The following is a 26,172-nucleotide window of genomic DNA, read 5'->3' as shown; positions in this document are numbered from 1 at the left end:
CGGCGAGAGGCGCATGAGGAGCTTGCGGTGACCGGGCAGGGGGACAACATCTGAACAAACGGCGGAGAAATGCCCTTCCGGAATACATGGCGCAAAGCAGACCTATTGGGGAAACGATGCTGCGCGACAGGCTGACGGGCGCCGCACAGGACGGCGGAGCGCGCACTCCGAGGAGGTCTCATGGAGTTCATCGGCTACTTCCCGCAGTGGTCGATCTACGACCGGAAGGTGTTCCTCAAGACCATCGACGACAACGGCACGGCGGGGCGGCTGACGATCCTCAACTACGCCTTCGAGAACATCACGTCGGGCGACGTGCCCAAGTCCGAGAAGTACCCCGAGGGCTACGACGGGTACCGGTGCTTCGAGGAGGTCAGGGCGCTCGACAAGGACAAGCCGAACCACGCGGACGCCGGGATCAACGCCGAGGACGCGGGGGCGGACTACCTCACCCCGTTCATCAAGGGGTCGGGCAAGGAACCCATCGGGCCCGACGACCCGGGCTGGGGCCGGGACGTCCTCATGGGCAACTTCAACCAGCTCAAGCAGCTCAGGGCCAAGCACAAGAACCTCAAAGTCCTGGTCTCGCTCGGCGGTTGGACCTACAGCCGCAACTGGTCACTCGCCGCGGCCACCAAGAAGGGCCGGGAGGACCTCGTCTCCTCGTGCATCGACCTCTTCATCAAGGGGAACCTGCCCAAGAAGATCTGGGTGCAGGACTGGCAGAACCCGAAGAAGATCACGCTCAAGGACGTGTTCGGCGGCGCGAAAGCCGCGGCCGGGATCTTCGACGGCGTCGACATCGACTGGGAATGGCCCGGATGCGACAAGGGCCTGCCCGGCAACAAGTACGACCCGAAGCACGACAAGGCGAACTTCCTGGAGCTCCTCAAGGAGTTCCGCAAGCAACTGGACGACCCACAGCTGGTCAGGGACTACCCGCCGCGCGGAGGGAAATACCTGCTGACCGCCTTCCTGCCCGCCGACCCTGAGATCATGAAGGCCGGCTGGGACGCGGCCGAAGTCATGAAGTGCCTCGACTTCGGCAACATCCAGGGATACGACTTCCACGGCGCGTGGGAGAAGACCACCGACGAACAGTCGGCGCTGTACTCGACCGGCACTTCCCTCTCCGTGGAGAGCGCGGTCAACAACTGGATCAAGGCTGCGGGAGAGAGCGCCCGCTCGAAACTGACCTTCGGAGTCCCTTACTACGGCCGCGGCTGGGCAGGCGTGGGCACGGAACACGCCGACGGGCTGCACAACTCGGCGACCGGCGCGGCCCCCGGCAAGTACGAGCCCGGCGTCAACGACTACCGCGAGATCGCCAAGCTCGATGCCACGAGCTACCCGGTGTTCCGCAACAAGAAGGACGGCCAGGAGAACTTCGCCTGGCGGTACAGCAAGACGGACCACGTCTTCTGGACCTACGACGACCCCACACTCGCCTACGCCAAGGCCGCCCACGCGAAGAAGCTGAAGCTCGGCGGGGTCATGGCGTACTCCCTCGACGGGGACGACCCGACGACCGGCGCGCTCTCCCAGAGCATCCGGGCCGGCCTGGACGGCGCGAAGCCGCCGTTCAACGGCGGGAGTTGACGCCCCCCGGCCCCCGTCACCGCTGGTGACGGGGGCCGCGGTCGGCCTTTCCCCTGGCCGGTCCCCGGTGGATTCCGGCCTCCGTCAGGGCGAGGTCCACAATCCGTCCGATCCCGGAGACGGCGGCCCGCGCTTCTTCCATGGTGTCCGCCGCCTCCGCATCCGCTTCCAGCTGGTGCAGCCGCGCCGCGCGTTGCGGATACCGCTCAATCGCGACCCAGAAGGCCCACTGCTCCACGAGCCGACGCATCGGCGCGGCATTGCCTGCGCGGCGGGCCTCCCGCAGCGCTTCCGCGTGCTCCGCGTCAAATGTGGGCAGTGACGCCCGCATGACGCGGGCCACGGCGGCGCGCACGGCCTCGGGGTTGTTCGCCGGTTGCGGAATGAGGGGGACATCCGTCCCCTCCTGTGACGTCAAGGCATCCCCCCTCGGTCCTCCGCCGGAGGCATGCCCCCGTGGAGGCGGCTGAGTTCCGCCGTGGCCTCATGGGCCACGGCCGGGGTCTCCGCCGTCGCCACGGCGCTACGGAAGTCCTCCGGGGTGTGCGCGGGGGGCCACGCGGCCGTGAAGTCTTTGTCGGGCATCGTTGCGCTTCTCCTGCATGTGGGGGGTGGGTACGGGCGAGGTACGCGCCCGCTCAGTGCATGAACGCCCGCCACGGGCGCTGGACCACCTCCCGGTACGTCAGATGCGACGGATGCCGGCCCGCGTGCCGCAGCGTCCATTCCTGTGCCGGTACGAACTCCTCACCCGGCGCCGAAGTTTCCCCGCACACCACGCATTCCATCGCGAACACGGTCGGCTCCGCGTCCGGTTCGCGATCGGGCAGCAGTGTCCAGTACATCGGACGGATGACGGTTCGTCCCGTACGCGCGGCGGGCGCGCCGCTCACGGGTGCCTCCGGCGGTTGACCTCCATCACGCGGTCCCGCAAGTACGCGCGCAGCGTCGTCGGCTGCGCGGCATCGAGGGGGCAGTCCCACTCCAGGTCCCCGTTCGGCTGCCGCAGGTGCAGCAACTCTGCGTTGTGGGACCTGACTTGGCCCACCTCTTTGGTGCGGGTGTCAATGACGTATGACCCGCGCGGCGGAATTTCTGGGTTCACGGCGCCCAGGGTGCCGGGGTGTGGCTAGCCTCCCGAAGTGACGGTGACGGTACCCAGCGTGTACGTACATTCGCGCGAAGAACGGAAAGGGTGGACACGTGGCCGAGGGGGAATACCCAGTGCCGTGGCGCTACTGCGGGCATCAAGTGAAGCTGTGGCGGGTGCGGGCCGGGGTGACGCGGGAGCAGCTGGCTCGCGAAGCGAACTACGACTACGAGACCGTGAAGTCAATGGAGTTGGGTCGTCGGAGGCCGTCCGAACGCCTGCTCAAGGTCGCGGACCAGATGTGCGGAGCGGGTGGGTTGCTGGAGGCGGGGCTGGGATATCTCAACCCGGACAAGCCCGAGGCCCTGTTCGGGGACTATCTGCAGTACGAGGCTGAAGCGGTCTCCATCAGCTCCTTCCAACCTCTCGTGATTCCCGGCCTGTTGCAGACGGAAGAGACGGCTCGGGCGATCTTCAGTCACGCAAATTGGCCGCCCATCAGCGACGAGGAGGTCGAGGAGCGGTTGGCGACAAGGATGGCGCGCCAGGAGTTGCTGAAGCATCAGGACCGCGCCTTCAGCTTCGTGATCGGCGAGCTCCCGCTGCGCTTTCCTGTCGTCGGAGCGGAGGAGCACAAGCGTCAGCTCCAGCGGTTGCTGGACCTGGGGGAGCAGCGCAACGTGACCGTTCAGGTGCTGCGTGCGGGTGGTGCCAATGTGGGACTCAGTGGGGCGTTCGTTCTCATGGAGATGCCCGATCACGGTCTGGTCTCCTATGAGGAGGGCCATGCGGTGGCTTCGTTGCACAGCAACGTGAAGAAGACCAGTCTGATTGCTCAACGCAGTGCACTCCTGGGCCGATTGGCGCTCAATACCGAGGAGTCCGCGGACTACATCAGACAGTTGATGGAGGCTCTGTGAATGCCCGAAGAGTGTGGATGAAGTCCACGTACAGCAGCGGGGCTGCTGAATGCGTAGAAGTGGCGGCTTCCAGCGGAGCTATCTGCATACGCGATTCGAAGCGAATACGCGGGCCGCAGCTGGCGGTACCCGAACCTGCCTGGGCGGCCTTCATCGGGTACGCGACAGCGACGGGCGGTTGAACAGGCTGTGGGCGGCAGATGAGCCTGGTGCAGGCCCACCCGCAGCGTTGGTGAGAGAGCCCAGGCTGGGAAGCCGGTAGCTGCTCACCTGCACATCTATCGTTTTGGTGTGAACTACACAACCCGCGACCGACTCATCTGGGAACTGACCGGGTGGGATGCTGACGAACGCCCGGCTCACGTCACCGAACTCAGCCGGGAAGAAATCGTGCGCATCCGCGACCTCTTCGACCGCCGCCTGCCCCCGGCAGGGATGGACGAGTGGCTTGCCTACGCGACGTACGAAGTGGCCCCTGACCTGCAACCCCAGGTACTGGCCGCCATCCCCAGGCTGGACTTCAAACCAGGGCTGGACTACTTCGTGGAAGGGATGGTCCTGTCCGATTAGGCGCCGGACGCGCCCGCAGCCGCGTACGGGCACCGCCCGGCCAGAACCGGGCGCTCGTACAGCGGGTCCGCAGCCGCCAGACGGCGGGAGGGGCCGGGGCGGGGAGGGCCCGGAAAAGGGGCGATGGGGGCACCCCCAGCGGTAGCTGGGGGAGTGTGAATTGCGGCGGCAGTCGGGGTGCCGTCACGGCCCAGGGCACGCCGCCGTAATTCATACAGCCCCTTCCGGGCCCGGACCGCCCCGGCCCCGACCCACCCCGCACCGCGTGCGCACCCCGCAACCGCAACGCACCCGCACCCGGAACCGCTCACAACAACCCCGCATCATGCACCAGCAACGCAATCTGCACCCGATTGTTCAGCCCCAACTTCCCCAGAATCCGCGACACATGCGTCTTCACAGTCGGCACGGACACATACAGCTCGCCCGCGATCTCCGCATTGGACTTGCCCTCTCCCACCGCCACCGCGACCTCCCGTTCCCGTTCCGCGAGCGTCCCCAGCCGCTCCTGCGCGAGCGTCTTCCGCAACGCCTGCCCGGGTCCGCCCGACACCTGGTCGATCAACTGCCGGGTGACGGCGGGCGACAGTACGGGCTCCCCGGCGGCGACCCGTCGTACGGCGGTCACGATCTCCTCGGGAGGGGTGTCCTTGAGTACGAACCCCGCAGCCCCGGCCCGCAGCGCCCGCAACACATGCTCGTCCGTGTTGAACGTGGTGAGCACGATGACCTCGGGAGGGGAGAGGCGCCGGCGCAAGCCTTCCGTGGCGGCGAGGCCGTCGATGCCGGGCATGCGGATGTCCATGAGGACGATGTCGGGGCGCAGGGCGCCGACGAGCGCGGGGACCTCTCTGCCGTCGGCGGCCTCGCCCACCACGTCCACATCGGGCGCACCGCCGAGCATGAGCCGCAGTCCGGAGCGGACGAGGGGGTCGTCGTCGACGAGCAGTACGCGGATCGTGGGAGTGGGGGAGGCGTTCAACGGCAGGACCTCACAGGTGTGTCGGACGGGGACGCCCCGGTGCTTGGTTGAAAGCTGGACGTCACGAAGGTCGTGCGGGCCAGGGTAGCCATGCCTTGATCCGGAAGTCCGCCCCGAAGCGCCCGTACTCCAGCCGTCCGCCGGCGAGCCGGGCCCGTTCCGCGAGCCCTGCGAGCCCCTGCCCGGCCCCCGGAATCCGCGTCCCGGGCCCGGAAACCGCAGGTCCGGGCACCGTATTGCGCACCTCGACGCGCAACTCGTCCCCGGCCCGCCCGGAGACGCGCACGCGCACAGGCGCACCGGGGGCGTGTTTACGCGCATTGGTGAGTCCCTCCTGCACGATCCGGTAGACGGTACGGCCAACGGTCCCGGAGAACTCGGCCGCGCTGTCGAGCGGTTCGTACACGACATCGGTACCGGCTCCCCGCGCCTCCTCCACGAGCCGCTCCACGTCCCCCAACGTCGGCTGGGGACGGCCTTCCCCGCTCTCCCCGGCGGACGTCGTCGCCCGGAGTACGCCGATGACCTCCCGCAGGTCCTGCAGGGCGGCGTGGGAAGCCTCCCGGATCACGCCGGCCGCGCGCCGTACCTCCTCCGCCGGGGCGGACGGATGGAACTCCAGCGCCCCCGCGTGGACGCTCAGCAGCGACAGCCGGTGCGCCAGCACGTCGTGCATCTCCCGCGCGATGTCCTCGCGGACCATCCGCTGCGCCCGCTCGGCGCGCAGAGCCGCCTCGGCCTCGGCCCGTTCGGCGCGGTCCCGCAGCGAGGCGATCAACTCCCGTTGCGCATGCCGGAACAGCCCCCACCCGATGGATCCCGCGATCAACGCGAAATAGGTGACCCCGGAACCGGCGCGCTGTTCCTCCATCCCCGGCAACTCGCCGAGGAACCACGGCAAAGGCGCGAACGCGAGCGCCGCCACCCACGCCGTGGTCCGCCACGGCCGGTACGCGGCCACGGTGAACAGAGCCACCAGCAGCGGCCCCGTCACGAAGTGCGCCCAGACCCCGGCGGTCAGCAGCACCACCGCCAGCGCCACCGGCCACCGCCGCCGCAGGAACACCGCCGCACAGGCCAGTCCGCCCACGACCTGGTCGACGGCCCGCCACGCCGGACTCAGCTCTTCCAGCCCGGCGATCTGCTCGGAGGTGACCATCCCGAAGCAGGCCGCGAAGAGGAACAGCCCGATGTCGACGGCCCAGTCCCGCCGGGACCGGGAAACGCGGCGCCCGGAACGCATGGACGGCCGCCAAGGACGCACGGGCAGTCGCCAGGAACGAACGGGCAGTGGACGAAGGAGAGAACGCACCCCCCGAACCTACGTCGCGGATCCGCCCCCGCCCGCCGCGCGCGCCCACCTCGATACCGAGGGATGACAGCCGTCTGCGGACCGTACGACTTCCGTCAGCAGGCCCGCACCCGCAGCCCGACGCGCTGCCGCCTCCGACCGCCGTAGCGTCGAGCCATGACCACGGACCCGACGCGGTCGGCCGATCCGGCCGATCCTGCCAAGCACCCGCTGTACCCCCTCAAACGCCTCCTGGAGATCATCGCCTTCATCCTGATCGTCGGCGGCGCCACCGGCCTCCTCCGCGAATGGATCGGCTGGAAGTGGCTCCACCTCTTCGGCTTCTTCCACTACGTGATCCCCACCGGCTACGAGGTCTACGGCTACATCGTCCTGGTCGTCCTCGGCCTGGCGGTGGGCGGCGCGAGCGAAACCCTCACCCGCACCGACAAAGTCCATCGGTGAGGCCGCCCGCGGCATCGGCCCCACCCGCCCTCCCCAACGCCCCCAGCGCCGCCAGGAACAGCAGCCCCGCCACCGGCATCAGGTCCAGGCTCGCCCCCGCCGCCGCGATCCCCGCGACAACGGCCACCGGCCGCCAGGCCGCGGCCCTGCGCTGGACCGCCAACTGGGCGGTGAGCAGCACGAGTCCTATGTAGAAGAGCAGGGGACCCACGCTGTACACCTCGGCCTTCACCAGCGCGTCGCTCTGGACCTCCTGGAACAGCTCGTCCATGCCCGCCCGGTCCGCTGCCCGGAAACCGACGTCCAGGTCGATGGCCGACTGCACGGTGACCGCCGCCGTGCCGTACAGACCCAGCAGTGCCCCCGCGCCCGCGACGGCGCGGCCGGCGGGGCCCGTGCCCCGTGCTGCCGCGCGGTGCAGGGTGAGGAACACCGGGATGAAGGCCAACACCCCCGTGAGCATGGCGAGATGGCCCAGTGTCCAGGCGGAGCCGGGGCCGTGCTCCTGGTCGGTGAGCCGGATCAGCCCGTAGGCCGTCAGGCATGCCGGTCCCGCGACGCATGCCGCCCGCCCCCACGTCGTGTTCTTCATGGCCACGATCTTTCCGCCCCGGGCCCGCCGTGCCGTCCGGGATGACCCCCATCCGACCCCCACCCGACCCCGAGCCGCCCCGGAATCCGCTCCGCCTCCGCTGAGCACTCCGCCAAGGACTCGGCTAGAGACTCGACGGCGTCTTCCCGGAAAGAACTTCCTTGAGCCGGGACGTGCCCTTGTCCAGAGCCACCTTCGTCTGCTCCCCGACGATCCCGGTCTGCGGCAGGTTGATCCCGCCGTTGGCCAGCGTGATGGCGTCGGTCCCGACCCGGACGGCGGCCGCCTCCATGGTCAGCGCCGCGTTGGTCCCCTGCGCCTTCGTGCCCAGGTTCAGCCGTACCCCGGCCCGGTCGTCGCCGACGGAGGGCAGGTCCGCCTTCACCACCTGGCCCGTGAACGTGGTGCCGGCCGGGTCCGTGACCTTGAACTGGTCGCAGACCTTGGGCAGCGACTTCAGCCAGGCCAGCCCCTTGTCGATGTCGGCCGGGGTGTACGAGCCCACTCGGTAGACCAACTGGGCAGGTCCAGGCGTGTGGTTGAACAGCCTGCTCGCCATGGGGGAGGGTGTCGTGCCCAGGATGTTCCCGTTGGCCAGCCGGTCCAGGAGCGTCTGGCACTCGGCTGTCTTCGTCCTGTCCCGCGTCAGCGCGTCCGGGGTGCTGGGCGCGCCGGAGACCTTGGACCACTGGGCGCCCATGTCGGAGGTGTCGACGAGTGCGGCCGTGGCCTGCGCCTGGGTGAGCCGTCCGCCGGACGGGGACCCGGAGGGCGAACCGGAAGGAGAACCCGAAGGGGAAGAGGCCGGCGGAGAGGACGCGCCGCCCTTCTTGCCGCCGCCCGAACACGCCCCTGTCGCCACCAGCGCGGTAACGGCCAGCGCGGCCGCCGCGCCACGAAACGCGCGGGCTGCTCGGTCCATGGGGGCCTCCTGGTCACACGGTGCTGCTCCGAGACCACCACCCCCGGCCGTGTTGCGCCACCGCACCGGGCCGTCCGGGTGAGCCGCCCCCGAAAACCCGCCCCGCCCTCAGATGGGGTTGAACGACCAGAACACCCCCACCTCCGACTCCGAGACCACGATCAGCCCGTAGTCCGCCAGGTACTGCGTGAGGTTGTGCCAGCCGGGTGCCCGGTAGAAGAGGTCCGGGCTCGCCTTCGAGGGCTTCTCGATGACGTTCGACCAGCACTGGAAGTCCGGCTCGTAGCGGGTGAGGAGCACATTGGCCTGCTCCAGCAACTCCCCGCGCTCCTCGGCATAGTTGGGGATCTTCGGTGCCTCGCACCAGTCGTCCGTCATCGCCACGAGCAGCTGCGCGGCGTGTTCCGGCGCGATGCGGTGCAGGCGCTGCGAGAGGTCGTCGGGGGTGAGGGTCTCGAAGGGGTAGACCGTGTTCCCGGCGGGCCGCTGTTTCTCGTGCAGTTCCTCCCAGTCCACCGACAGCCATCCCCGGGGGTCGGCGACCTCGCGTGCGATGACGGCCAGCGCGTCCTGCCGCCAGTCCTCGTGGTTCCTCGGCCCGGTCAGGACGAACGAGTACTTGTCGACGAACAGCCGCACCACCGCGGCGCCCCAGTACATGCGGTCGGGAAACATGTCGGCCCTCGCGGGTGGGGGATGGCGTCGCCGGGTGGCACGTACGAAAGCCGGCGGACTCCCCCGTACCGCTTCGACCGTGCCACGGAGATCATGCACCGCGACCGGGACTTGGCCAAGGGGGTGCGCCGACTCCCTTACGGGGCAGGGTCGTTACGGACGTACCTGCTGCCCCAGCAGCATCGTCGGGGCTCCCGCGACCCGGGTCAGGACGATCACGCAGGAGTTCGGCCCGTCGAGCCGCAGCTTCCTGCGCAGTTCCTCCGGTTCCACCGCCGACCCCCGCTTCTTGATGACCGCCACCCCGATCCCGCGTTCCCGCAGCAGTGCCTTGAGTTTCTTGACGTTGAACGGCAGCACGTCCGTGATCTCGTACGCCGACGCGTACGGCGTCGCGCGCAGCTCGTCGCCCGTCACGTACGCGATCGTCTCGTCGATCAGGCCGCCGGCGAGCTCGTCCGCGACCTCGGCGACCAGGTGGGCGCGGATGACCGCGCCGTCCGGCTCGTAGAGGTAGCGGCCCACCGGGCGCACCCCGGGGTCGGGCAGGCCCCGGCCCGTCAGGGAGCGCGGACCGGGGAGCAGGGTCGCGCGGTACGTGCCGGGGGAGGTGCCGAACCACAGGACCGCTTCCTTCACCTCGCCCCCGTCCGAGATCCACTCGGCCTCCGCGTCCTCGGGGACCGCCTCGTGCGGGACACCGGGAGCGATCTTGAGGGCGGCGTGCGGGGTCGTCCGGGCCGCGGTGATCGCCCAGGACAGCGGGGGCGAGTACGCCTCGGGGTCGAAGATGCGGCCGCGGCCGCCCCGGCGGGCCGGGTCGACGAAGACGGCGTCGTATCCGGTGGTGTCCACCTCGGTGACGTCCGCGCGGCGTACCTCGATCAGGTCGGCCAGGCCCAGGGCGTCGGCGTTGGCGCGGGCCACCTCGCAGGTCAGCGGGTCCCGGTCCACGGCCAGGACCGCGATCCCGGCGCGTGCCAGGGCGATCGCGTCACCGCCGATCCCGCAGCACAGGTCCGCGACCCGCCGTACGCCCAGCGCGCGGAAGCGCTCGGCGCGGTAGGCGGCCACCGGGGCGCGCGTGGCCTGCTCGACGCCGTTGGGGGTGAAGTACATGCGGTACGCGTCGTGCTCCCCGAACTTCGCCACCGCCCGCTGCCGCAGCCGCGCCTGCCCCAGCGCGGCGGAGACCAGTTCCGCCGGGTGCTCCCGGCGCAGCCGCGTGGCGAGGGCCAGCTCGTGCGCGGGGTCGTACGTGCGCAGTTCTTCGAGGAGGCGGCGGCCCTCGTCGGTGAGGAGGGGGGCGAGCGGCGGGGCGGTCGGCGCGTTCTGTGGTGCGGGCACGGGTCCATTCTCGCCGCTCGCGGGACGGCGGGGCGCGCCCGTACGGTCCGTACGGCCCGTACCGTCCGTACCTCCCCGTCACGCGCTCCGGCCGTGCTGTCGGCACAATCGGAGGGGTGAGCTCGACTGCCCCCGGCCTGCGGGCCGTACTCGCCAAGGCCCTGCCCGTCGGCCTGTCCGTCCTGCTGCTCGCGGGAGTACTCTCCGGCTGTTCGCAGGGTGCCTCGTCCACGCCCGCGCCGCCCAAGGACGGGAGTCCGTCCGGTGTGGAGACCTCCGCGAGCGCCGCCGCGTCCAGTCCCGTCCCCGACGACGCCTGGCGGCGCTGGGGGCTGGACAAGCCGCTCGCCCCGTCGCCCGCGCCGCCGGTGAAGAAGCTGACGGACGAGCTGAAGCCGGGGACCGTCCCGCCGGTCGTCAAGAGCGTCCGGACCGACGACAAGGTCGTCTTCCTCACCTTCGACGACGGGGCCGAGAAGGACCCCGAGTTCGTGAAGATGGCCAAGGAGCTCAAGCTGCCGTTCACGATGTTCCTGACGGACGACATCGCGCGCGCCGGAGCGGGCTACGGCTACTTCGACCAGCTGCGCTCCCTCGGCAACGCCGTGCAGAACCACACCCTCTCGCACCCCAACCTGCGCACGCTGTCCCCGGAGGACCAGCGCCGCGAGATCTGCGGCCAGCAGGACCGGCTGGCGAAGCGCTACGGCGCCCGCCCGCCGCTGTTCCGTCCGCCCTACGGGAACTACAACAACGCCACCCTCGCCGCGGCGGGCGGCTGCGGGGTCAGGGCCGTGGTGCTGTGGGAGGCGACGATGCAGATCAACGACATGCGCTACGCGCGGGGCGACAAGCTGCACGCCGGCGACATCGTGCTCGCGCACTTCCGGGGGCCGAAGGAGCTCAAGGGCACGACGATGACGCGCATGGTCATCAACATGCTGCGCAGCATCCAGGCCCAGGGGTTCACGGTGGCGCGCCTCGACGACTACGTCTGAGCGGGCCGGGTGCGCGGGGCGGCGCGCGGAATCGGTGGATTACGGCGCGTACAGCGGGGAAGATCCTTGCTCGCCGCCCCGCGTGCGACGGGCCCGCCGCACGCCGGATTGGCACTCCGCTTGACCGAGTGCTAACCGCGTCATAGTCTCGGCTCCGTTGGCACTCTCCACTCGGGAGTGCCAAACACAGCGACGGGCAGGTCCGGCACCCGCGACGACGGATCCACCTGGTCGCCACCTCAGACAGATAACCCCGTGAGATCTCCGAAGGGGGAGGTCGGATCGTGACGACCGCCAGCTCCAAGGTTGCCATCAAGCCGCTTGAGGACCGCATCGTGGTCCAGCCGCTCGACGCCGAGCAGACCACCGCGTCCGGCCTGGTCATCCCGGACACCGCGAAGGAGAAGCCCCAGGAGGGCGCTGTCCTCGCCGTGGGCCCGGGCCGCTTCGAGAACGGCGAGCGCCTGCCGCTCGACGTCAAGGTCGGCGACGTCGTGCTCTACAGCAAGTACGGCGGCACCGAGGTGAAGTACAACGGCGACGAGTACCTCGTCCTCTCGGCCCGCGACGTCCTCGCGGTCATCGAGAAGTAATTCACCCCGTGTGAGGCGACTGCGCCCTCGGTACCCGCGTTGTGACCGGGCGCCGGGGCGCAGTCCCGTTTTTGAGAGGACTTGAAGCAACTCATGGCGAAGATCCTGAAGTTCGACGAGGACGCCCGTCGCGCCCTGGAGCGCGGTGTCAACACGCTGGCCAACACGGTCAAGGTGACGCTCGGCCCCAAGGGCCGCAACGTCGTCATCGACAAGAAGTTCGGCGCCCCCACCATCACCAACGACGGTGTCACGATCGCCCGCGAGGTCGAGATCGAGGACGCCTACGAGAACCTGGGCGCCCAGCTCGTCAAGGAGGTGGCGACCAAGACCAACGACATCGCGGGTGACGGCACCACCACCGCGACCGTCCTGGCCCAGGCGCTGGTCCGCGAGGGTCTGCGCAACGTCGCCGCCGGCGCTTCCCCGGCCGCCCTGAAGAAGGGCATCGACGCCGCCGTCAAGGCCGTCTCCGACGAGCTGCTGGCGACCTCCCGCCCGATCGACTCCAAGACCGACATCGCCGCTGTCGCCGCCCTGTCCGCCCAGGACAAGCAGGTCGGCGAGCTCATCGCCGAGGCGATGGACAAGGTCGGCAAGGACGGTGTCATCACCGTCGAGGAGTCCAACACCTTCGGTCTGGAGCTGGACTTCACCGAGGGCATGGCCTTCGACAAGGGCTACCTGTCGCCGTACATGGTCACCGACCAGGAGCGTATGGAGGCCGTTCTCGACGACCCGTACATCCTGATCCACCAGGGCAAGATCTCCTCCATCCAGGACCTGCTGCCGCTGCTGGAGAAGGTCATCCAGGCCGGTGCCTCCAAGCCGCTGCTGATCATCGCCGAGGACGTCGAGGGCGAGGCCCTCTCCACGCTCGTCGTCAACAAGATCCGCGGCACCTTCAACGCCGTGGCCGTCAAGGCCCCCGGCTTCGGTGACCGCCGCAAGGCGATGCTCGGCGACATGGCCACCCTCACCGGTGCCACCGTCATCGCCGAGGAGGTCGGCCTCAAGCTCGACCAGGCCGGTCTGGACGTGCTGGGCACCGCCCGCCGCGTGACCGTCACCAAGGACGACACCACCATCGTCGACGGCGGCGGCAACTCCGCCGATGTCGCCGGCCGGGTCGCCCAGATCAAGGCCGAGATCGAGACCACCGACTCCGACTGGGACCGCGAGAAGCTCCAGGAGCGCCTCGCGAAGCTGGCCGGCGGCGTGTGCGTCATCCGTGTGGGTGCCGCCACCGAGGTCGAGCTCAAGGAGAAGAAGCACCGTCTGGAGGACGCCATCTCCGCGACCCGCGCCGCGGTCGAGGAGGGCATCGTCTCCGGTGGTGGCTCCGCGCTCGTCCACGCCGCCAAGGTCCTGGACGGCGACCTCGACAAGAAGGGCGACGAGGCCACCGGTGTCGCGGTCGTCCGCCGCGCCGTCGTCGAGCCGCTGCGCTGGATCGCCGAGAACGCCGGCCACGAGGGCTACGTCATCACCTCCAAGGTCGCCGAGCTCGGCAAGGGCCAGGGCTTCAACGCCGCGACCGGCGAGTACGGCGACCTGGTCAAGGCCGGCGTCATCGACCCGGTCAAGGTCACCCGCTCCGCCCTGGAGAACGCCGCCTCCATCGCCTCCCTGCTGCTGACGACCGAGACCCTGGTCGTCGAGAAGAAGGAAGAGGAGAAGGCGGAGGCCGCGCACGGCCACGGCCACGCGCACTGAGACCGCTGATCCCGGTACGCGACGGGTACGAGGCCCGGCTCCCGCGAGGGGCCGGGCCTCGGCCTGTTCTCCGGCCTGCTTCTTTCCGTGAAGTCCCCCCGCAGTGCGGTCGGTTGAGGCCGGCGCGGGCTACTTCGGCCCGTATTTGCGGCCTGTCGACGACGAGGCCTTCTGCATCACGCCACGCGGCGCCAGCCGCATCAGCCCCGTGAGCGCCTTGTAGCGGGGGTCCGGCACGGACAGCGTCTTCCCCTGCGCGAGGTCCTTGAGCGCCGCCGCGACCACCTTGTCCGCGTCGAGCCACAGCCAGCCGGGCACATTGTCGGTGCCCATGCCCGCCCGCTCGTGGAACTCGGTCCGCACGAAACCCGGGCACAGTGCCATCAGCCGCACCCCGCTGCCCGCCAGGTCCTGCGCGACGCCCGTCGTGAACTGCACGACCCACGCCTTGCTCGCCCCGTAGGTGCCTCGGGCCGTGAACGCCGCCACCGAGGCCACGTTGACGACCGCGCCCCGGCGCCGCTCGCGCATCACCCGCGTCGCCGCGGTCGTCAGCCGCAGCACCGCCTCGCAGTGCACCTTGAGCATCCGCAGCTCGTCGGCGAGCGGGACCTCCAGATACCTGCCCTTGTTGCCGAAACCGGCGTTGTTCACCAGCAGGTTGACCGGACGCTCGGGGTCGCCGAGGCGGGCCTCGACGGCCGCGATGCCCGCCTCCTCGGCGAGGTCGGCGCGCAGCACCTCGACCTCCACGCCGTGCCGGTCGTGCAGTTCGGCCGCCTGCTGGTCCAGCCTCTCCTTGTCGCGCGCGACCAGCACGAGGTCGTGGTGGTCGGCGGCCAGTTTGCGCGCGAAGGCGGCGCCGATCCCCGCCGTCGCTCCCGTGATCAGAACAGTCGTCATACCGGCACGGTAGAGCGCGTGCGTGTCGTACGGCGTGGTTCCACGGGGTTTTGACGATCTTCCAGCCGTCGCACGGGGACCGTTTCCGGCCACGGCAGCCGCTGGTCCCCTCGCCTTCGCGCGCGCGGGCGGAGGCCGCCGGGCGCTGTCACCCGAAGGCGGTCACCGGGCGCGGCCGCCCGTCGCCCGGGCCGGGGGTGAGGGCCGGGAGCCCCCGCTGACCGCCCCAAAGGGGCATGAAGGAATTTCCTCGTCCGTCCAAGGTGGTCTTATACTCGAAGCATGATCGAGGCACGTCATCTCCGAGTGCTGCGCGCCGTGGCCACCAGCGGCTCGTTCTCCGCCGCCGCCCGCGAGCTGGGCTGCACCCAGCCCGCCGTCAGCCAGCAGATGAAGGCCCTGGAGCAGTCCGCGGGCACCCCGCTGCTGATCCGCACCGGCCGCGAGATGCGCCTCACCCAGGCCGGTGAGGCCCTGGTCCGGCACGCGTCGGGGATCCTGGCCGGGCTGACCGCCGCCGAGGAGGAGGTCGCCGCCATCGCCGGGCTGCGCGCCGGGCGGGTGCGGCTGGTGTCCTTCCCCAGCGGCAGCTCGACCCTCGTGCCCACCGCGCTCGCCGAGCTGCGCGCGGCCCACCCGGGCACCCAGATCTCCCTCGTCGAGGCCGAACCCCCGCGCTCCGTCGAGATGTTGCGCGACGGCGACTGCGAGATCGCCCTCGCCTTCCGCTACCCCGAGGTCCCCGGCGCCGATCCCGCCGCCGGCAGTGAATGGGACGACCTGGTCGTGCGCCCCCTGCTCGCCGACCGGCTCGTCGGGGTGCTCCCCGAGGGCCACCGGCTGGCCGGGTCCGAGCGCATCGGCGTCGGCGAACTCGCCGAGGAAGCCTGGATCGCGGGCTGCCCCCGCTGCCGCCGGCACCTGGTCGAGGTCTGCGAGAACACCGGCTTCACCCCGCGCATCGACTTCGCCACCGACGACTACGCGGCGGTCTTCGGGCTGGTCGGCGCCGGTCTCGGTGTCGCGGTCATGCCGGAGCTGGCGCTGGAGACCGTCCGGCTGAAGGGCGCGCGCATCGTCCCCGTGGAGCCGCTCGTGCAGCGCGAGATCGTGGCGCTGACCCTGCCGGATCTCGCGCGGGTCCCGGCGGTGGCGGCGATGCTGGACCGCCTGGCGGCGGTGGCGCGATAGGCCCTGGCCGCGGGCCGTACGCGGTGGCGTGCCGCGGCTTTCCCCCCGCCGCGCGGCGCTAGCTCACCGCGATGACCCGGTGTCGCGCGCGGCCCATCAGCTCCTCGCGCTCGTCCTCGGTGAGGCCGCCCCACACGCCGTAGGGCTCCCGCACCGCCAGCGCGTGCGCCGCGCACTCCGCACGTACGGGGCAGCGCATGCACACTTCCTTCGCCGAGGTCTCACGCGCGGTGCGGGCCGCTCCGCGCTCGCCCTCGGGGTGGAAGAACAGGGAGCTGTCGACCCCGCGGCACGCCGCGAGGAGCTGCCAGTCCCACAGGTCGGCGTTGGGCCCGGGAAGGCGGGAGAAATCTGCCATTGCTAGTCCCTCATGAACGATCGGAACGATCTGAACGACTTGCCCTGAACGATCTGCACGATCGGAACGATCTGAACGATCTGTCGGCGCGACCGCCGCGGGGGTCCGAAGCGGACGCACAACCCATGCCCGTACATCCACCGTCCTAGTAGATGTAAATATGACTGATTGCGAATCTAGTCACAGACACCAGCAAATGGGAAGAAAAACTACGCCGCCCGAGCAAATGGGGCATGGAGCGGGCGGCGTGCGAGCTCTTTCCGCGCGCCCTGCTCCGTGTCCACGCCCTCACGTAGAGTGCCGAAGGTGGCCGACCGAGCCCGTAACTCTTTCGGGTGACCGTCGTTGAGAGGGCGGAGGCGGTTGACGCATGAAGCAGTCGGGCGGGTGCCCGGCCGCACCGGAGAGTCGTCGATCGCACAGGTGACGATCAGTACAGCCTGGAGGCTCAAGGTGACGCGCATCAGCTGCGGAGGACGGCCATGACATCCGTCCTCGTCTGCGACGATTCCCCGCTTGCCCGGGAGGCGCTCCGCCGTGCGGTGGCGACCGTGCCCGGCGTCGAGCGTGTGACGACGGCCGCCAACGGCGAGGAAGTCCTCCGCCGCTGGGGCGCCGATCGTTCGGACCTCATTCTGATGGACGTACGGATGCCCGGACTCGGCGGTGTGGAGACCGTGCGCCGGCTGCTCTCCGCGGACCCCGGCGCGCGCATCATCATGCTCACCGTCGCCGAGGATCTCGACGGGGTCGCGCTCGCCGTCGCCGCCGGAGCCCGCGGCTATCTGCACAAGGACGCCTCGCGCGCCGAGCTGCGGGCGACGGTCACGCAGGCGCTCGCCGACCCGACCTGGCGGCTCGCCCCGCGCCGGCTGCGCTCGGCCGAGATGGGGGCCGCCCCCACCCTCACCGCGCGCGAGATCCAGGTGCTGGAAGGCATGAGCCACGGGCGGTCCAACGCGGAGATCGGCCGTGAGCTGTTCCTCTCCGAGGACACGGTCAAGACCCACGCCCGGCGCCTGTTCAAGAAGCTCGGCGCCTCGGACCGGGCGCACGCCGTCGCCCTCGGCTTCCGCTGGGGGCTGGTCCGCTGAGCGGGGTGTGGCGCGCAACGCCGTGAGGTCGCGGTGCGCGCCACCCGGCCGTGGCGCGCACCGCGACGTTTCTCCCGCGGGCGTCTCCTTGCCGGGACGCTCCGGCAGGCCCGTCGGATGCTCCTGGTGCGACGCCCGGCGGACCGTCGTGCGCGCAGCAGCGCGGCCTTCCGCGCGCGTCACGGCCCCTTCGCGGGGGCCCGCCCCGCCGGTGCCCGGCGCCGAAACTCCGAGGAATGCCGCATCCTTGGAGTTGTGACTCCTCCCCGGCTGAGGCCGAGGCCGCTGCCTCGGTCGGACAAGACCTCATGACGGGCGACTGGTCCGGGCCGGTGTCGCACGGTACGGGCACAAGCTATCGGTGGAGTCGTGAGTGCCGGGGCGGGTATACCCGAAAGGGGGAGACGCGAGACGTGGGTACGAGGACACCAGCGCGTAACGGTTCGACGCACGACTGTGAAGGCGGTGCCGTGGATCGCATGGCGTCAATGCACCATGGACCGATGCGCGACGACGAGACCGCAGCCGACCGGGGAGCCTCGGCCACCCCCCTGCCGGCCGCGGGCGCGGCCACCGCGCAGGGGGACATCGGAGCCCTGGTCGCCCGCGCGGTCGCCGGGGACCAGCAGGCCACGCACGATCTGCTCGCCCTCGTGCACCCCCTCGCGCTGCGCTACTGCCGCACCCGCCTGACGCGGCTGCCCGGCGACGCCCGCCACTTCGTCGACGACCTCGCGCAGGAGGTCTGTCTCGCGGTGCTGTGCGCCCTGCCGCGCTACCGCGACACCGGCCGCCCCTTCGAGGCGTTCGTCGTCGCCATCGCCGCCCACAAGGTCGCCGATCTGCAGCGGGCCGCCATGCGGCACCCCGGCAGCACCGCCGTGCCCTCCGACGAGATGCCCGAGCAGCCCGACGACTCCCTCGGCCCCGAGGAGCGGGCTCTGCTCAGCAGCGACGCCGAGTGGGCCAAGAAACTCCTCGCCAGCCTCCCCGAGCACCAGCGCGAGCTGGTGCTGCTGCGCGTCGCCATCGGCATGACAGCCGAGGAGACCGGCCAGATGCTGGGCATGTCCCCGGGCGCGGTGCGCGTCGCGCAGCACCGCGCGCTGAGCCGGCTGCGGGCGCTCGCCGAGCAGTGACGCCCGTTTCCCGGCCGCCGGGCGGCAGCCGGGAAGCGAGGCCCAGCACACGGAAGTTGGAGGAAGCTCCAAGTGATGTGGGACTCACTGATCGTGGAATGGGACACCTGTGACGGCCGTTAGCATGGGAGTCCGCGCTGGGGCAAGACCATTGGGGAAGGTGTCATGACTGACAACATCGACGGACTGCCCGGGAAATTCGCGATGCTCGGTCTGACCTATGACGACGTCCTGCTGCTGCCGGGCGCTTCGGAGGTACTGCCGAACAGCGTCGACACCTCCTCCCGGGTCTCGCGCAACGTCCGGGTGAACATCCCGCTGCTGTCGGCGGCGATGGACAAGGTCACCGAGGCCCGGATGGCGATCGCCATGGCCCGCCAGGGCGGTGCGGGCGTGCTGCACCGCAATCTGTCCATCGAGGACCAGGCCAACCAGGTCGACCTGGTCAAGCGCTCCGAGTCCGGCATGGTGACCGACCCGATCACCGTCCGCCCGGACGCCACCCTCGCCGAGGCCGACACCCTGTGCGCGCGCTTCCGCATCAGCGGTGTCCCGGTCACCGACGCCGCCGGCAAGCTGCTCGGCATCGTCACCAACCGCGACATGGCCTTCGAGACCGACCGCGGCCGCCAGGTGCGCGAGGTCATGACCCCGATGCCGCTCGTGACGGGCAAGGTCGGGATCTCCGGCGAGGACGCCATGGCCCTGCTGCGCCGCCACAAGATCGAGAAGCTGCCGCTCGTCGACGACGCCGGGGTCCTCAAGGGCCTGATCACGGTCAAGGACTTCGTCAAGGCCGAGCAGTACCCCAACGCCGCCAAGGACGCCGAGGGCCGGCTCATCGTCGGTGCCGCGGTCGGCGTCGGCGGCGAGGCGTACGAGCGCGCCCAGGCGCTGGTCGAGGCCGGTGCCGACTTCCTGGTCGTGGACAGCGCCCACGGCCACAGCCGCGGCATCCTCGACATGATCGCCAAGGTCAAGTCCAACATCAACGTCGACGTCGTCGGCGGCAATGTCGCCACCCGCGAGGGCGCCCAGGCGCTGATCGACGCCGGTGTCGACGGCGTCAAGGTCGGGGTCGGCCCCGGCTCGATCTGCACCACCCGCGTCGTCGCCGGTATCGGCGTCCCGCAGGTCACCGCGATCTACGAGGCCGCGCAGGCCTGCCACGCGGCGGGCGTGCCGCTCATCGGTGACGGCGGTCTGCAGTTCTCCGGCGACATCGCCAAGGCCATCGCGGCCGGTGCGGACACCGTCATGCTCGGCTCGCTGCTCGCCGGCTGCGAGGAGTCCCCGGGCGAGATGGTCTTCATCAACGGCAAGCAGTTCAAGTCCTACCGGGGCATGGGCTCGCTGGGCGCGATGCAGTCGCGCGGCCAGGCCCGCTCGTACTCCAAGGACCGCTACTTCCAGGACAACGTCCTCTCCGAGGACAAGCTCGTCCCCGAGGGCATCGAGGGCCAGGTGCCCTACCGCGGCCCGCTCTCCTCGGTGGCCCACCAGCTCATCGGCGGTCTGCGTGCCTCCATGGGCTACGTCGGCTCGGCGGATGTGCAGGAGCTCAAGGACAAGGGCCGCTTCGTGCGCATCACCGCGGCCGGCCTCAAGGAGAGCCACCCGCACGACATCCAGATGACGGTCGAGGCGCCGAACTACGCCTCCCGGTAGTAGACGCGCGACGTCCCGGAGCCCGCGACCGTCAGGCCGCGGGCTCCGGCGCGTCGGGGATACTGGATGCGGCAGACGTGCAGAAGGAAAGGCCACACACGTGACTGAGATCGAGATCGGGCGCGGCAAGCGCGGCCGCCGGGCGTACGCGTTCGACGACATCGCCGTCGTCCCGAGCCGCCGTACCCGGGACCCGAAGGAGGTCTCGATCGCCTGGCAGATCGACGCCTACCGCTTCGAGCTGCCGTTCCTGGCCGCTCCCATGGACTCCGTCGTCTCTCCCGAGACCGCGATCCGCATCGGTGAGCTGGGCGGCCTGGGCGTGCTCAACCTTGAGGGCCTGTGGACCCGTTACGAGGACCCGGAGCCGCTGCTCGCCGAGATCGCGGAGCTGGACGAGACCGCCGCGACCCGCCGGCTGCAGGAGATCTACTCCGCGCCGATCAAGGAGGAGCTGATCGGGCAGCGCATCAAGGAGGTCCGCGACTCCGGTGTCGTGACCGCCGCCGCGCTCTCCCCGCAGCGCACCGCCCAGTTCTCCAAGGCCGTCGTCGACGCGGGTGTGGACATCTTCGTCATCCGCGGCACGACCGTCTCCGCCGAGCACGTCTCCGGCGCCGCCGAGCCGCTGAACCTCAAGCAGTTCATCTACGAGCTCGACGTCCCGGTCATCGTCGGCGGCTGCGCGACCTACACCGCCGCGCTGCACCTGATGCGTACCGGCGCGGCCGGTGTCCTCGTCGGTTTCGGCGGCGGCGCCGCGCACACCACCCGCAACGTGCTGGGCATCCAGGTGCCGATGGCGACCGCCGTCGCCGACGTGGCCGCCGCCCGCCGCGACTACATGGACGAGTCCGGCGGCCGCTATGTGCACGTCATCGCCGACGGCGGCGTGGGCTGGTCCGGCGACCTGCCCAAGGCCGTCGCCTGCGGCGCGGACGCCGTGATGATGGGCTCCCCGCTCGCCCGCGCCACCGACGCCCCGGGCCGCGGCCACCACTGGGGCATGGAGGCCGTCCACGCCGACGTGCCGCGCGGCAAGCGCATGAACCTGGGTGTGGTCGGCACGACCGAGGAGATCCTGCTCGGTCCCTCGCACACCTCGGACGGCTCGATGAACATGTTCGGCGCGCTGCGCCGTGCCATGGCCACCACCGGCTACAGCGACCTCAAGGAGTTCCAGCGGGTCGAGGTGACGGTCGCGCCGTCGCAGCACGACAAGCGCTGACGCCCGCTCCGCGCGCCCTGCGCAGGGCCCGGAACCGCTCCCGCGGTTCCGGGCCTTTTCGCGCCCCAACTCCGTTAGTTCCGTATAAAGGTTCGGCCATAGGGAATACTGGCGACTTATGGCGCAAAGCAAGTCGTTCAGCGGCAGGGACATGGGGATCGACCTCGGCACGGCGAACACGCTCGTGTACGTGCGGGGGAAAGGGGTGGTGCTCAACGAGCCGTCGGTGGTCGCCGTCAACGCCGATGACGGCGGTGTGCTGTCGGTCGGCTCCGAGGCCAAGGAGACCATCGGGCGCACCCCTTCGAACATCGTGGCCGTCCGTCCGCTGCGTGACGGTGTCATCGCCGACTTCGAGATATCCGAGCGGATGCTGCGGCACTTCATCAAGAAGGTCATGGGCAACCGCCGGCTGAGCCGTCCGCGCGTCGTGGTGTGCGTCCCCTCCGGCATCACCGGGGTCGAGCGGCGTGCGGTCATCGAGGCCGCCTCCCGGGCCGGCGCCCGTCAGGTGCACCTGGTCGAGGAGCCTATGGCGGCGGCGATCGGCGCGGGCCTGCCGGTCAGCGAGCCGACCGGCTGCATGGTCGTCGACATCGGCGGCGGCACCACCGAGGTCGCCGTGATCTCCCTGGGCGGGATCGTCACGGCCCGCTCGGTGCGCACGGCGGGCGACGCGATGGACGCGGCCATCACCTCCTACGTCAAGAAGGAGTACTCCCTCGCGATCGGCGAACGCACCGCGGAGGAGATCAAGATGACGATCGGTTCCGCCGCCCCGACCGGCTACTGGTCGCCGGCCGGACTGAACGCGCTCGCCAAGCGGCTGGAGAAGGACGTCGCGCTGGAGGGCGTCGGCGGCGACCCGGAGGAGACCCAGGGCCTCAAGCCGCCGGAGCGCGTGACGATCCGCGGCCGCGACCAGGTCAGCGGGCTGCCGAAGACGCTGGAGCTGACGGCCGACGAGATCCGGCACGCCCTGTCCGAGCCGGTGGACACGATCGTGATGGCGGTGCGCCAGACCCTGGACGAGACCCCGCCGGAGCTCGCCGGCGACATCATGGACCGGGGCATCGTGCTGACCGGCGGCGGCGCGCTGCTGCGCGGCCTGGACGTCCGGCTGGGCCGGGAGCTCGACATCCCCGTGCTCGTCGCGGACGAGCCGCTGGACTGCGTGGCCGTCGGCACGGGCCGCTGCGTGGAGGACTTCGCGGCGCTCAGGACGGTGCTGGACACCCCGGGCTCGCGGCTGCTGGGGGCGGGACGGCTGTAGGGCGCGGGCGCGCCGCGTGCCCTACAGCCGGTACGCGGCGCCCGCCGGGCTCGCTCCCCTTGTGTCCAGCAGGAGTTGGGCCTTGACGGCGAGCCCCTGGAGGTCGTACGTGCGGTGGTGCTGCAGCAGCACCGTCAGGTCGGCGGCGGCCGCGGCCTCGTAGAGGCCCTCGGCGCGCGGTACCGGCAGGTCCGACACGCGCCACTGGGCGACGTAGGGGTCGTGGTAGCTGAGCTGGGCGCCCAACTCCATGAGCCGTGAGGCGATCTCGCGTGCGGGGGAGCCCTCCTGGTCGCCGATGTCGGCTTTGTAGCTCACCCCCAGCAGCAGGACGCGGGCGCCGCGCGCCGACTTGCCGTGCTCGTTGAGCAGGGTGGTGCAGCGCTCGGTGACGTAGCGCGGCATCCGGCTGTTGATCTCCCGCGCGAGTTCCACCATGCGCAGCGGATGCCCGGGCCCGGTGCCGTTGCCGGCAAGGCAGTTGGGGTCGACCGGCACGGAGTGGCCGCCGACGCCGGGGCCGGGCCGGAAGGCCTGGAAGCCGAAGGGTTTGGTCTCCGCGCAGCGCACGACGTCCCACAGGTCCACGCCGATGCCGTGGCACAGGACGGCCATCTCGTTGGCCAACGCGATATTGACGTAGCGGTAGTTGGTCTCCAGGACCTTGACGGTCTCGGCCTCGCGGGTGCCCCGGGCGCGGACGACGCGGTCGCAGACGCGCCCGTAGAAGGCGACGGCGGCCTCCGTGCAGGCCGGGGTGAGTCCGCCGATGACCTTGGGGATGGTGGCGTAGCCGTGGCGGCGGTTGCCGGGGTCCACCCGGCTGGGGGAGTAGGCGAGGTGGAAGTCGCGGCCCGCCCGCAGCCCCGAGCCGGACTCCAGCACCGGGCGCAGGAAGTCCTCGGTGCACCCCGGGTGGACCGCGGACTCCAGGATCACCGTGGTGCGCGGCCGCAGCCGGGGCGCGAGCGCGCGGGCCGCGTCCCCGATCGCGCCCACGTCGGGCGAGCGGTCCGCGCCGAGCCGGGTCGGGGCGCAGATCACGGCCGTACGGGCCCTGCCGAGCTCGGCGTCCTCGGTCGTGGCGCGGAACCCCTGGGAGAGCATCCGGCGCACCTCGGCCGCGGTCAGACAGCCGTCGGGGCCCTCCGAGGGCAGCCGGCCGGCGCTGAGCTCGGCGACGGTGTGCGGGTCGGGGTCGTAGCCGATGGTGGGGATGCCGGCGGCCGTGGCGGCCTGGGCGAGCGGGAGGCCGAGGTGGCCGAGTCCGATGACGGCGAGATCTGCGGGCATGGGCGGTCGGTCCTTCCCGGAGGGGTCCGGTGGGCCCGGAGGGGGTCCGGCGCGGCGGGCCCGGGGCGGGGGCGCCGAGGTCGGCCGGGCTCGGCGAGCGACATCAGGTTAAGCGGATATATGACTGATAGTCGGGATTGCCGCGTCGCGGGTCCGTCGGCGTCGCTCCCCGGCGGAGACGGGTTCCGGACGGCCGGAACGCGGGTTCTGGGGCAGCATCGAAGGAGCGGCCCCGGCCGGGACGGCGGTACGGGCCCCGGGCCGCGGCGGATCCGGCGCCCGCGCGCGGCGGCGGGAGCGGTCACGACGGGAGGCATCGGTGAGGACAGCGACACTCGGGCCGGCCGAACGCGGCGAGGCACTCGCCCGGATGGCCGAGCGGGAACTGGACATCCTGGTGGTCGGCGGCGGCGTCGTCGGCACGGGCACCGCGCTGGACGCGGCCACCCGGGGCCTCGCCACCGGACTGGTCGAGGCCCGCGACTGGGCCGCCGGCACCTCCAGCCGGTCCAGCAAGCTCATCCACGGCGGGCTGCGCTATCTGGAGATGCTCGACTTCGCCCTCGTGCGCGAGGCGCTCAAGGAGCGCGGACTGCTGCTGCAGCGGCTGGCCCCGCACCTCGTGCGGCCGGTGCCCTTCCTTTATCCGTTGCAGCACCGCGGCTGGGAGCGCCTGTACGCGGGCTCGGGCGTGGCCCTGTACGACGCGATGTCGGTCTCCTCGGGGCACGGCCGCGGTCTGCCCGTGCACCGTCACCTCACCCGCGGGCGCGCCCTGCGGGTCGCGCCGTGCCTGCGCAAGGACGCGCTCGTCGGCGCCCTGCAGTACTACGACGCGCAGGTGGACGACGCCCGCTACGTCACCACCCTGGCCCGTACCGCCGCCGCCTACGGCGCCCAGGTCGCCAACCGGGCGCGCGTGGTGGGGTTCCTGCGCGAGGGCGAGCGCGTGGTCGGCGCCCGCGTGCACGACACGGAGCAGGGCGGCCAGTACGAGGTGCGGGCCCGGCAGATCGTCAACGCCACGGGCGTGTGGACCGACGACACACAGAAGCTCATCGCCGAGCGCGGCCAGTTCCACGTACGGGCCTCGAAGGGCATCCATCTGGTCGTGCCCAAGGACCGCGTCCACTCCACGACCGGGCTGATCCTGCGGACCGAGAAGAGCGTGCTGTTCGTCATCCCGTGGGGCAGACACTGGATCATCGGCACCACGGACACCGACTGGGACCTCGACAAGGCCCACCCGGCCGCGTCCAGCGCGGACATCGACTATCTGCTGGAGCACGTCAACTCCGTGCTCGCCGTCCCGCTCACCCGCGACGACGTCCAGGGGGTGTACGCGGGCCTGCGGCCCCTGCTGGCCGGGGAGTCGGACGCCACCAGCAAGCTCTCGCGCGAGCACACGGTGGCGCACCCCGTGCCCGGTCTGGTGGTCGTCGCGGGCGGCAAGTACACGACGTACCGGGTCATGGCGAAGGACGCCGTCGACGAGGCCGTGCACGCCCTCGACCGGCGGGTCGCCGACTGCGTCACCGAGGACGTGCCGCTGCTGGGCGCCGAGGGCTACCGGGCGCTGTGGAACGGGCGCGCCCAGCTGGCGCGGCGCACGGGGCTGCACGTGGCGCGCGTCGAGCATCTCCTGGGCCGCTACGGCTCGATGGTCGACGAGGTGCTCGACCTCGTCGCCGCCGACCCCTCGCTCGGCGCGCCGCTGACCGGCGCCGAGGACTATCTGCGCGCCGAGGTCGTCTACGCCGCCTCGCACGAGGGCGCGCGCCACCTCGACGACGTCCTCACCCGCAGGACGCGCATCTCCATCGAGACCTTCGACCGCGGCACGCGCAGCGCGCGCGAGGCCGCCGGTCTGATGGCCCCCGTGCTCGGCTGGGACCGGAGGCAGATCGAGAAGGAGATCGAGCACTACGACAAACGCGTGGAGGCGGAGCGCGAGTCGCAGCGCCAGCCCGACGACCTGACGGCTGACGCGGCCCGGCTGGGGGCCCCGGACGTCCAGCCGCTCTGACGCCCTAGCGGCGGAACTCGGTCCACAACAGCTTTTTTTCGGACATCCCATGAGGGTCCTGTGACAGTCGCGGCCCACCGGGAACCGCGCCGGGGCGAAGGCGGTCCTGTAGAGATGAGCCGGACAGGAGGCGATGACGCCTGCCGCGGCTGTCGTACGACGCTCGCTCAACTGCCCCCGGGGCGCCGGTCGGCGGGGTACGGCGGACCGCGTACGGGCGTGTGCCGGGCAGCCGGTGC

27 protein-coding genes are annotated in these 26,172 nt (G+C 71.0%); 15 read left to right on the top strand and 12 right to left on the bottom strand.

Going from position 1 to position 26,172, the window contains the following annotated elements; translation table 11 throughout:
* The first annotated feature begins 180 nt into the window (after positions 1-180).
* A complete protein-coding gene (locus ACFP1Z_RS16650; RefSeq protein WP_390317156.1) occupies positions 181-1,599 on the top strand; it encodes a glycoside hydrolase family 18 protein in 1,419 nt (472 codons plus the stop codon).
* 16 nt (positions 1,600-1,615) lie between these two features.
* Here the strand turns inward: ACFP1Z_RS16650 and ACFP1Z_RS16645 are convergent, their stop codons facing one another.
* The 3 genes from ACFP1Z_RS16645 to ACFP1Z_RS16635 form a co-directional block, all read right to left on the bottom strand.
* Positions 1,616-2,017: a DUF6247 family protein gene (locus ACFP1Z_RS16645; protein ID WP_390317155.1), complete on the bottom strand. Its 402-nt coding sequence runs from the start codon at positions 2,015-2,017 to the stop codon at positions 1,616-1,618.
* Between the two features lie 220 nt (positions 2,018-2,237).
* A complete protein-coding gene (locus ACFP1Z_RS16640; protein WP_390317153.1) occupies positions 2,238-2,492 on the bottom strand; it encodes a DUF7848 domain-containing protein in 255 nt (84 codons plus the stop codon).
* Positions 2,489-2,617, bottom strand: a complete 129-nt coding sequence (locus tag ACFP1Z_RS16635) for a hypothetical protein (protein ID WP_390317152.1) — start codon at positions 2,615-2,617, stop codon at positions 2,489-2,491. Before ACFP1Z_RS16635 ends, ACFP1Z_RS16640 begins: the two co-directional genes overlap by 4 nt.
* Positions 2,618-2,802: 185 nt before the next feature.
* Here ACFP1Z_RS16635 and ACFP1Z_RS16630 point away from each other — a divergent pair, with 185 nt between their 5' ends.
* The 3 genes from ACFP1Z_RS16630 to ACFP1Z_RS16620 all read left to right on the top strand — a co-directional run bounded on the left by ACFP1Z_RS16630 (position 2,803) and on the right by ACFP1Z_RS16620 (position 4,179).
* Positions 2,803-3,609, top strand: a complete 807-nt coding sequence (locus ACFP1Z_RS16630; RefSeq protein ID WP_390317151.1) for a helix-turn-helix domain-containing protein — start codon at positions 2,803-2,805, stop codon at positions 3,607-3,609.
* 17 nt (positions 3,610-3,626) lie between these two features.
* Positions 3,627-3,791 (top strand): DUF397 domain-containing protein, encoded by a 165-nt coding sequence (locus tag ACFP1Z_RS16625; RefSeq protein ID WP_390317150.1) that lies wholly within the window; start codon positions 3,627-3,629, stop codon positions 3,789-3,791.
* A 109-nt stretch (positions 3,792-3,900) separates the two neighbouring features.
* Positions 3,901-4,179, top strand: coding sequence for a hypothetical protein (locus tag ACFP1Z_RS16620; protein WP_390317149.1), 279 nt, complete (start codon positions 3,901-3,903; stop codon positions 4,177-4,179).
* A gap of 307 nt (positions 4,180-4,486) precedes the next feature.
* Here ACFP1Z_RS16620 and ACFP1Z_RS16615 read toward each other — a convergent pair whose 3' ends face one another.
* Positions 4,487-5,083, bottom strand: a complete 597-nt coding sequence (locus ACFP1Z_RS16615; RefSeq protein ID WP_390317341.1) for a response regulator — start codon at positions 5,081-5,083, stop codon at positions 4,487-4,489.
* A 139-nt stretch (positions 5,084-5,222) separates the two neighbouring features.
* Positions 5,223-6,404, bottom strand: a complete 1,182-nt coding sequence (locus tag ACFP1Z_RS16610) for a sensor histidine kinase (RefSeq protein ID WP_390317147.1) — start codon at positions 6,402-6,404, stop codon at positions 5,223-5,225.
* Positions 6,405-6,629: 225 nt separating this feature from the next.
* Between ACFP1Z_RS16610 and ACFP1Z_RS16605 the strand changes: the two genes are divergently transcribed.
* Positions 6,630-6,917 carry a hypothetical protein gene (locus tag ACFP1Z_RS16605; protein ID WP_390317146.1) on the top strand — a complete coding sequence of 96 codons (288 nt, stop codon included), beginning with the start codon at positions 6,630-6,632 and terminating at the stop codon, positions 6,915-6,917.
* On the opposite strand, the gene ACFP1Z_RS16600 is transcribed toward ACFP1Z_RS16605, so the two are convergent.
* The 4 genes from ACFP1Z_RS16600 to ACFP1Z_RS16585 all read right to left on the bottom strand — a co-directional run bounded on the left by ACFP1Z_RS16600 (position 6,889) and on the right by ACFP1Z_RS16585 (position 10,453).
* The gene (locus ACFP1Z_RS16600; protein ID WP_390317145.1) at positions 6,889-7,509 is read right to left on the bottom strand and encodes a hypothetical protein; all 621 of its coding nucleotides are present in this window, start codon (positions 7,507-7,509) and stop codon (positions 6,889-6,891) included. The two genes, ACFP1Z_RS16605 and ACFP1Z_RS16600, sit on opposite strands and share 29 nt — an antisense overlap.
* Before the next feature lie 124 nt (positions 7,510-7,633).
* Entirely contained in the window at positions 7,634-8,431 is a 798-nt protein-coding gene (locus ACFP1Z_RS16595; protein ID WP_390317144.1) for a hypothetical protein, read from the bottom strand.
* A 108-nt stretch (positions 8,432-8,539) separates the two neighbouring features.
* Positions 8,540-9,106, bottom strand: a complete 567-nt coding sequence (locus ACFP1Z_RS16590) for a hypothetical protein (RefSeq protein WP_390317143.1) — start codon at positions 9,104-9,106, stop codon at positions 8,540-8,542.
* Positions 9,107-9,259: 153 nt separating this feature from the next.
* Positions 9,260-10,453 carry a THUMP-like domain-containing protein gene (locus tag ACFP1Z_RS16585; protein ID WP_390317142.1) on the bottom strand — a complete coding sequence of 398 codons (1,194 nt, stop codon included), beginning with the start codon at positions 10,451-10,453 and terminating at the stop codon, positions 9,260-9,262.
* 116 nt (positions 10,454-10,569) lie between these two features.
* Between ACFP1Z_RS16585 and ACFP1Z_RS16580 the strand changes: the two genes are divergently transcribed.
* The 3 genes from ACFP1Z_RS16580 (at position 10,570) to groL (ending at position 13,760) form a co-directional block, all read left to right on the top strand.
* Positions 10,570-11,451: a polysaccharide deacetylase family protein gene (locus tag ACFP1Z_RS16580; protein ID WP_390317141.1), complete on the top strand. Its 882-nt coding sequence runs from the start codon at positions 10,570-10,572 to the stop codon at positions 11,449-11,451.
* A gap of 284 nt (positions 11,452-11,735) precedes the next feature.
* Entirely contained in the window at positions 11,736-12,044 is a 309-nt protein-coding gene (groES, locus tag ACFP1Z_RS16575; protein ID WP_083105757.1) for a co-chaperone GroES, read from the top strand.
* 93 nt (positions 12,045-12,137) lie between these two features.
* Positions 12,138-13,760: a chaperonin GroEL gene (groL, locus tag ACFP1Z_RS16570; RefSeq protein WP_390317140.1), complete on the top strand. Its 1,623-nt coding sequence runs from the start codon at positions 12,138-12,140 to the stop codon at positions 13,758-13,760.
* A gap of 129 nt (positions 13,761-13,889) precedes the next feature.
* On the opposite strand, the gene ACFP1Z_RS16565 is transcribed toward groL, so the two are convergent.
* Positions 13,890-14,663 (bottom strand): SDR family NAD(P)-dependent oxidoreductase, encoded by a 774-nt coding sequence (locus tag ACFP1Z_RS16565; protein WP_390317139.1) that lies wholly within the window; start codon positions 14,661-14,663, stop codon positions 13,890-13,892.
* A gap of 282 nt (positions 14,664-14,945) precedes the next feature.
* Between ACFP1Z_RS16565 and ACFP1Z_RS16560 the strand changes: the two genes are divergently transcribed.
* Positions 14,946-15,854 carry a LysR family transcriptional regulator gene (locus tag ACFP1Z_RS16560; protein ID WP_390317138.1) on the top strand — a complete coding sequence of 303 codons (909 nt, stop codon included), beginning with the start codon at positions 14,946-14,948 and terminating at the stop codon, positions 15,852-15,854.
* 58 nt (positions 15,855-15,912) lie between these two features.
* Here ACFP1Z_RS16560 and ACFP1Z_RS16555 read toward each other — a convergent pair whose 3' ends face one another.
* Positions 15,913-16,212, bottom strand: coding sequence for a WhiB family transcriptional regulator (locus ACFP1Z_RS16555; protein ID WP_390317136.1), 300 nt, complete (start codon positions 16,210-16,212; stop codon positions 15,913-15,915).
* A 482-nt stretch (positions 16,213-16,694) separates the two neighbouring features.
* On the opposite strand from ACFP1Z_RS16555, the gene ACFP1Z_RS16550 reads away from it, so the two are divergent.
* From ACFP1Z_RS16550 to ACFP1Z_RS16530, 5 genes are all read left to right on the top strand, one after another.
* Positions 16,695-17,306, top strand: a complete 612-nt coding sequence (locus ACFP1Z_RS16550) for a response regulator transcription factor (protein WP_003948568.1) — start codon at positions 16,695-16,697, stop codon at positions 17,304-17,306.
* Positions 17,307-17,809: 503 nt separating this feature from the next.
* Positions 17,810-18,445 carry a sigma-70 family RNA polymerase sigma factor gene (locus tag ACFP1Z_RS16545; protein ID WP_390317135.1) on the top strand — a complete coding sequence of 212 codons (636 nt, stop codon included), beginning with the start codon at positions 17,810-17,812 and terminating at the stop codon, positions 18,443-18,445.
* A gap of 165 nt (positions 18,446-18,610) precedes the next feature.
* The gene (guaB, locus tag ACFP1Z_RS16540) at positions 18,611-20,113 is read left to right on the top strand and encodes an IMP dehydrogenase (RefSeq protein WP_390317134.1); all 1,503 of its coding nucleotides are present in this window, start codon (positions 18,611-18,613) and stop codon (positions 20,111-20,113) included.
* A gap of 100 nt (positions 20,114-20,213) precedes the next feature.
* On the top strand, positions 20,214-21,341 hold the full coding sequence (locus ACFP1Z_RS16535; RefSeq protein WP_390317133.1) for a GuaB3 family IMP dehydrogenase-related protein: 1,128 nt from the start codon (positions 20,214-20,216) through the stop codon (positions 21,339-21,341).
* 118 nt (positions 21,342-21,459) lie between these two features.
* Entirely contained in the window at positions 21,460-22,614 is a 1,155-nt protein-coding gene (locus ACFP1Z_RS16530) for a rod shape-determining protein (RefSeq protein WP_390317132.1), read from the top strand.
* A gap of 21 nt (positions 22,615-22,635) precedes the next feature.
* On the opposite strand, the gene ACFP1Z_RS16525 is transcribed toward ACFP1Z_RS16530, so the two are convergent.
* A complete protein-coding gene (locus ACFP1Z_RS16525; protein ID WP_390317130.1) occupies positions 22,636-23,907 on the bottom strand; it encodes a nucleotide sugar dehydrogenase in 1,272 nt (423 codons plus the stop codon).
* 319 nt (positions 23,908-24,226) lie between these two features.
* On the opposite strand from ACFP1Z_RS16525, the gene ACFP1Z_RS16520 reads away from it, so the two are divergent.
* Complete coding sequence (locus ACFP1Z_RS16520) at positions 24,227-25,933, top strand: glycerol-3-phosphate dehydrogenase/oxidase (protein ID WP_390317128.1); 1,707 nt, start codon at positions 24,227-24,229, stop codon at positions 25,931-25,933.
* Positions 25,934-26,172: the final 239 nt, after the last annotated feature.

Source organism: Streptomyces gamaensis (assembly GCF_042656465.1).
Taxonomy (GTDB): domain Bacteria; phylum Actinomycetota; class Actinomycetes; order Streptomycetales; family Streptomycetaceae; genus Streptomyces; species Streptomyces gamaensis.
The sequence above is the reverse complement of the archived record's forward strand: the minus strand, read 5'-3'. Positions and strand labels throughout refer to the sequence as shown.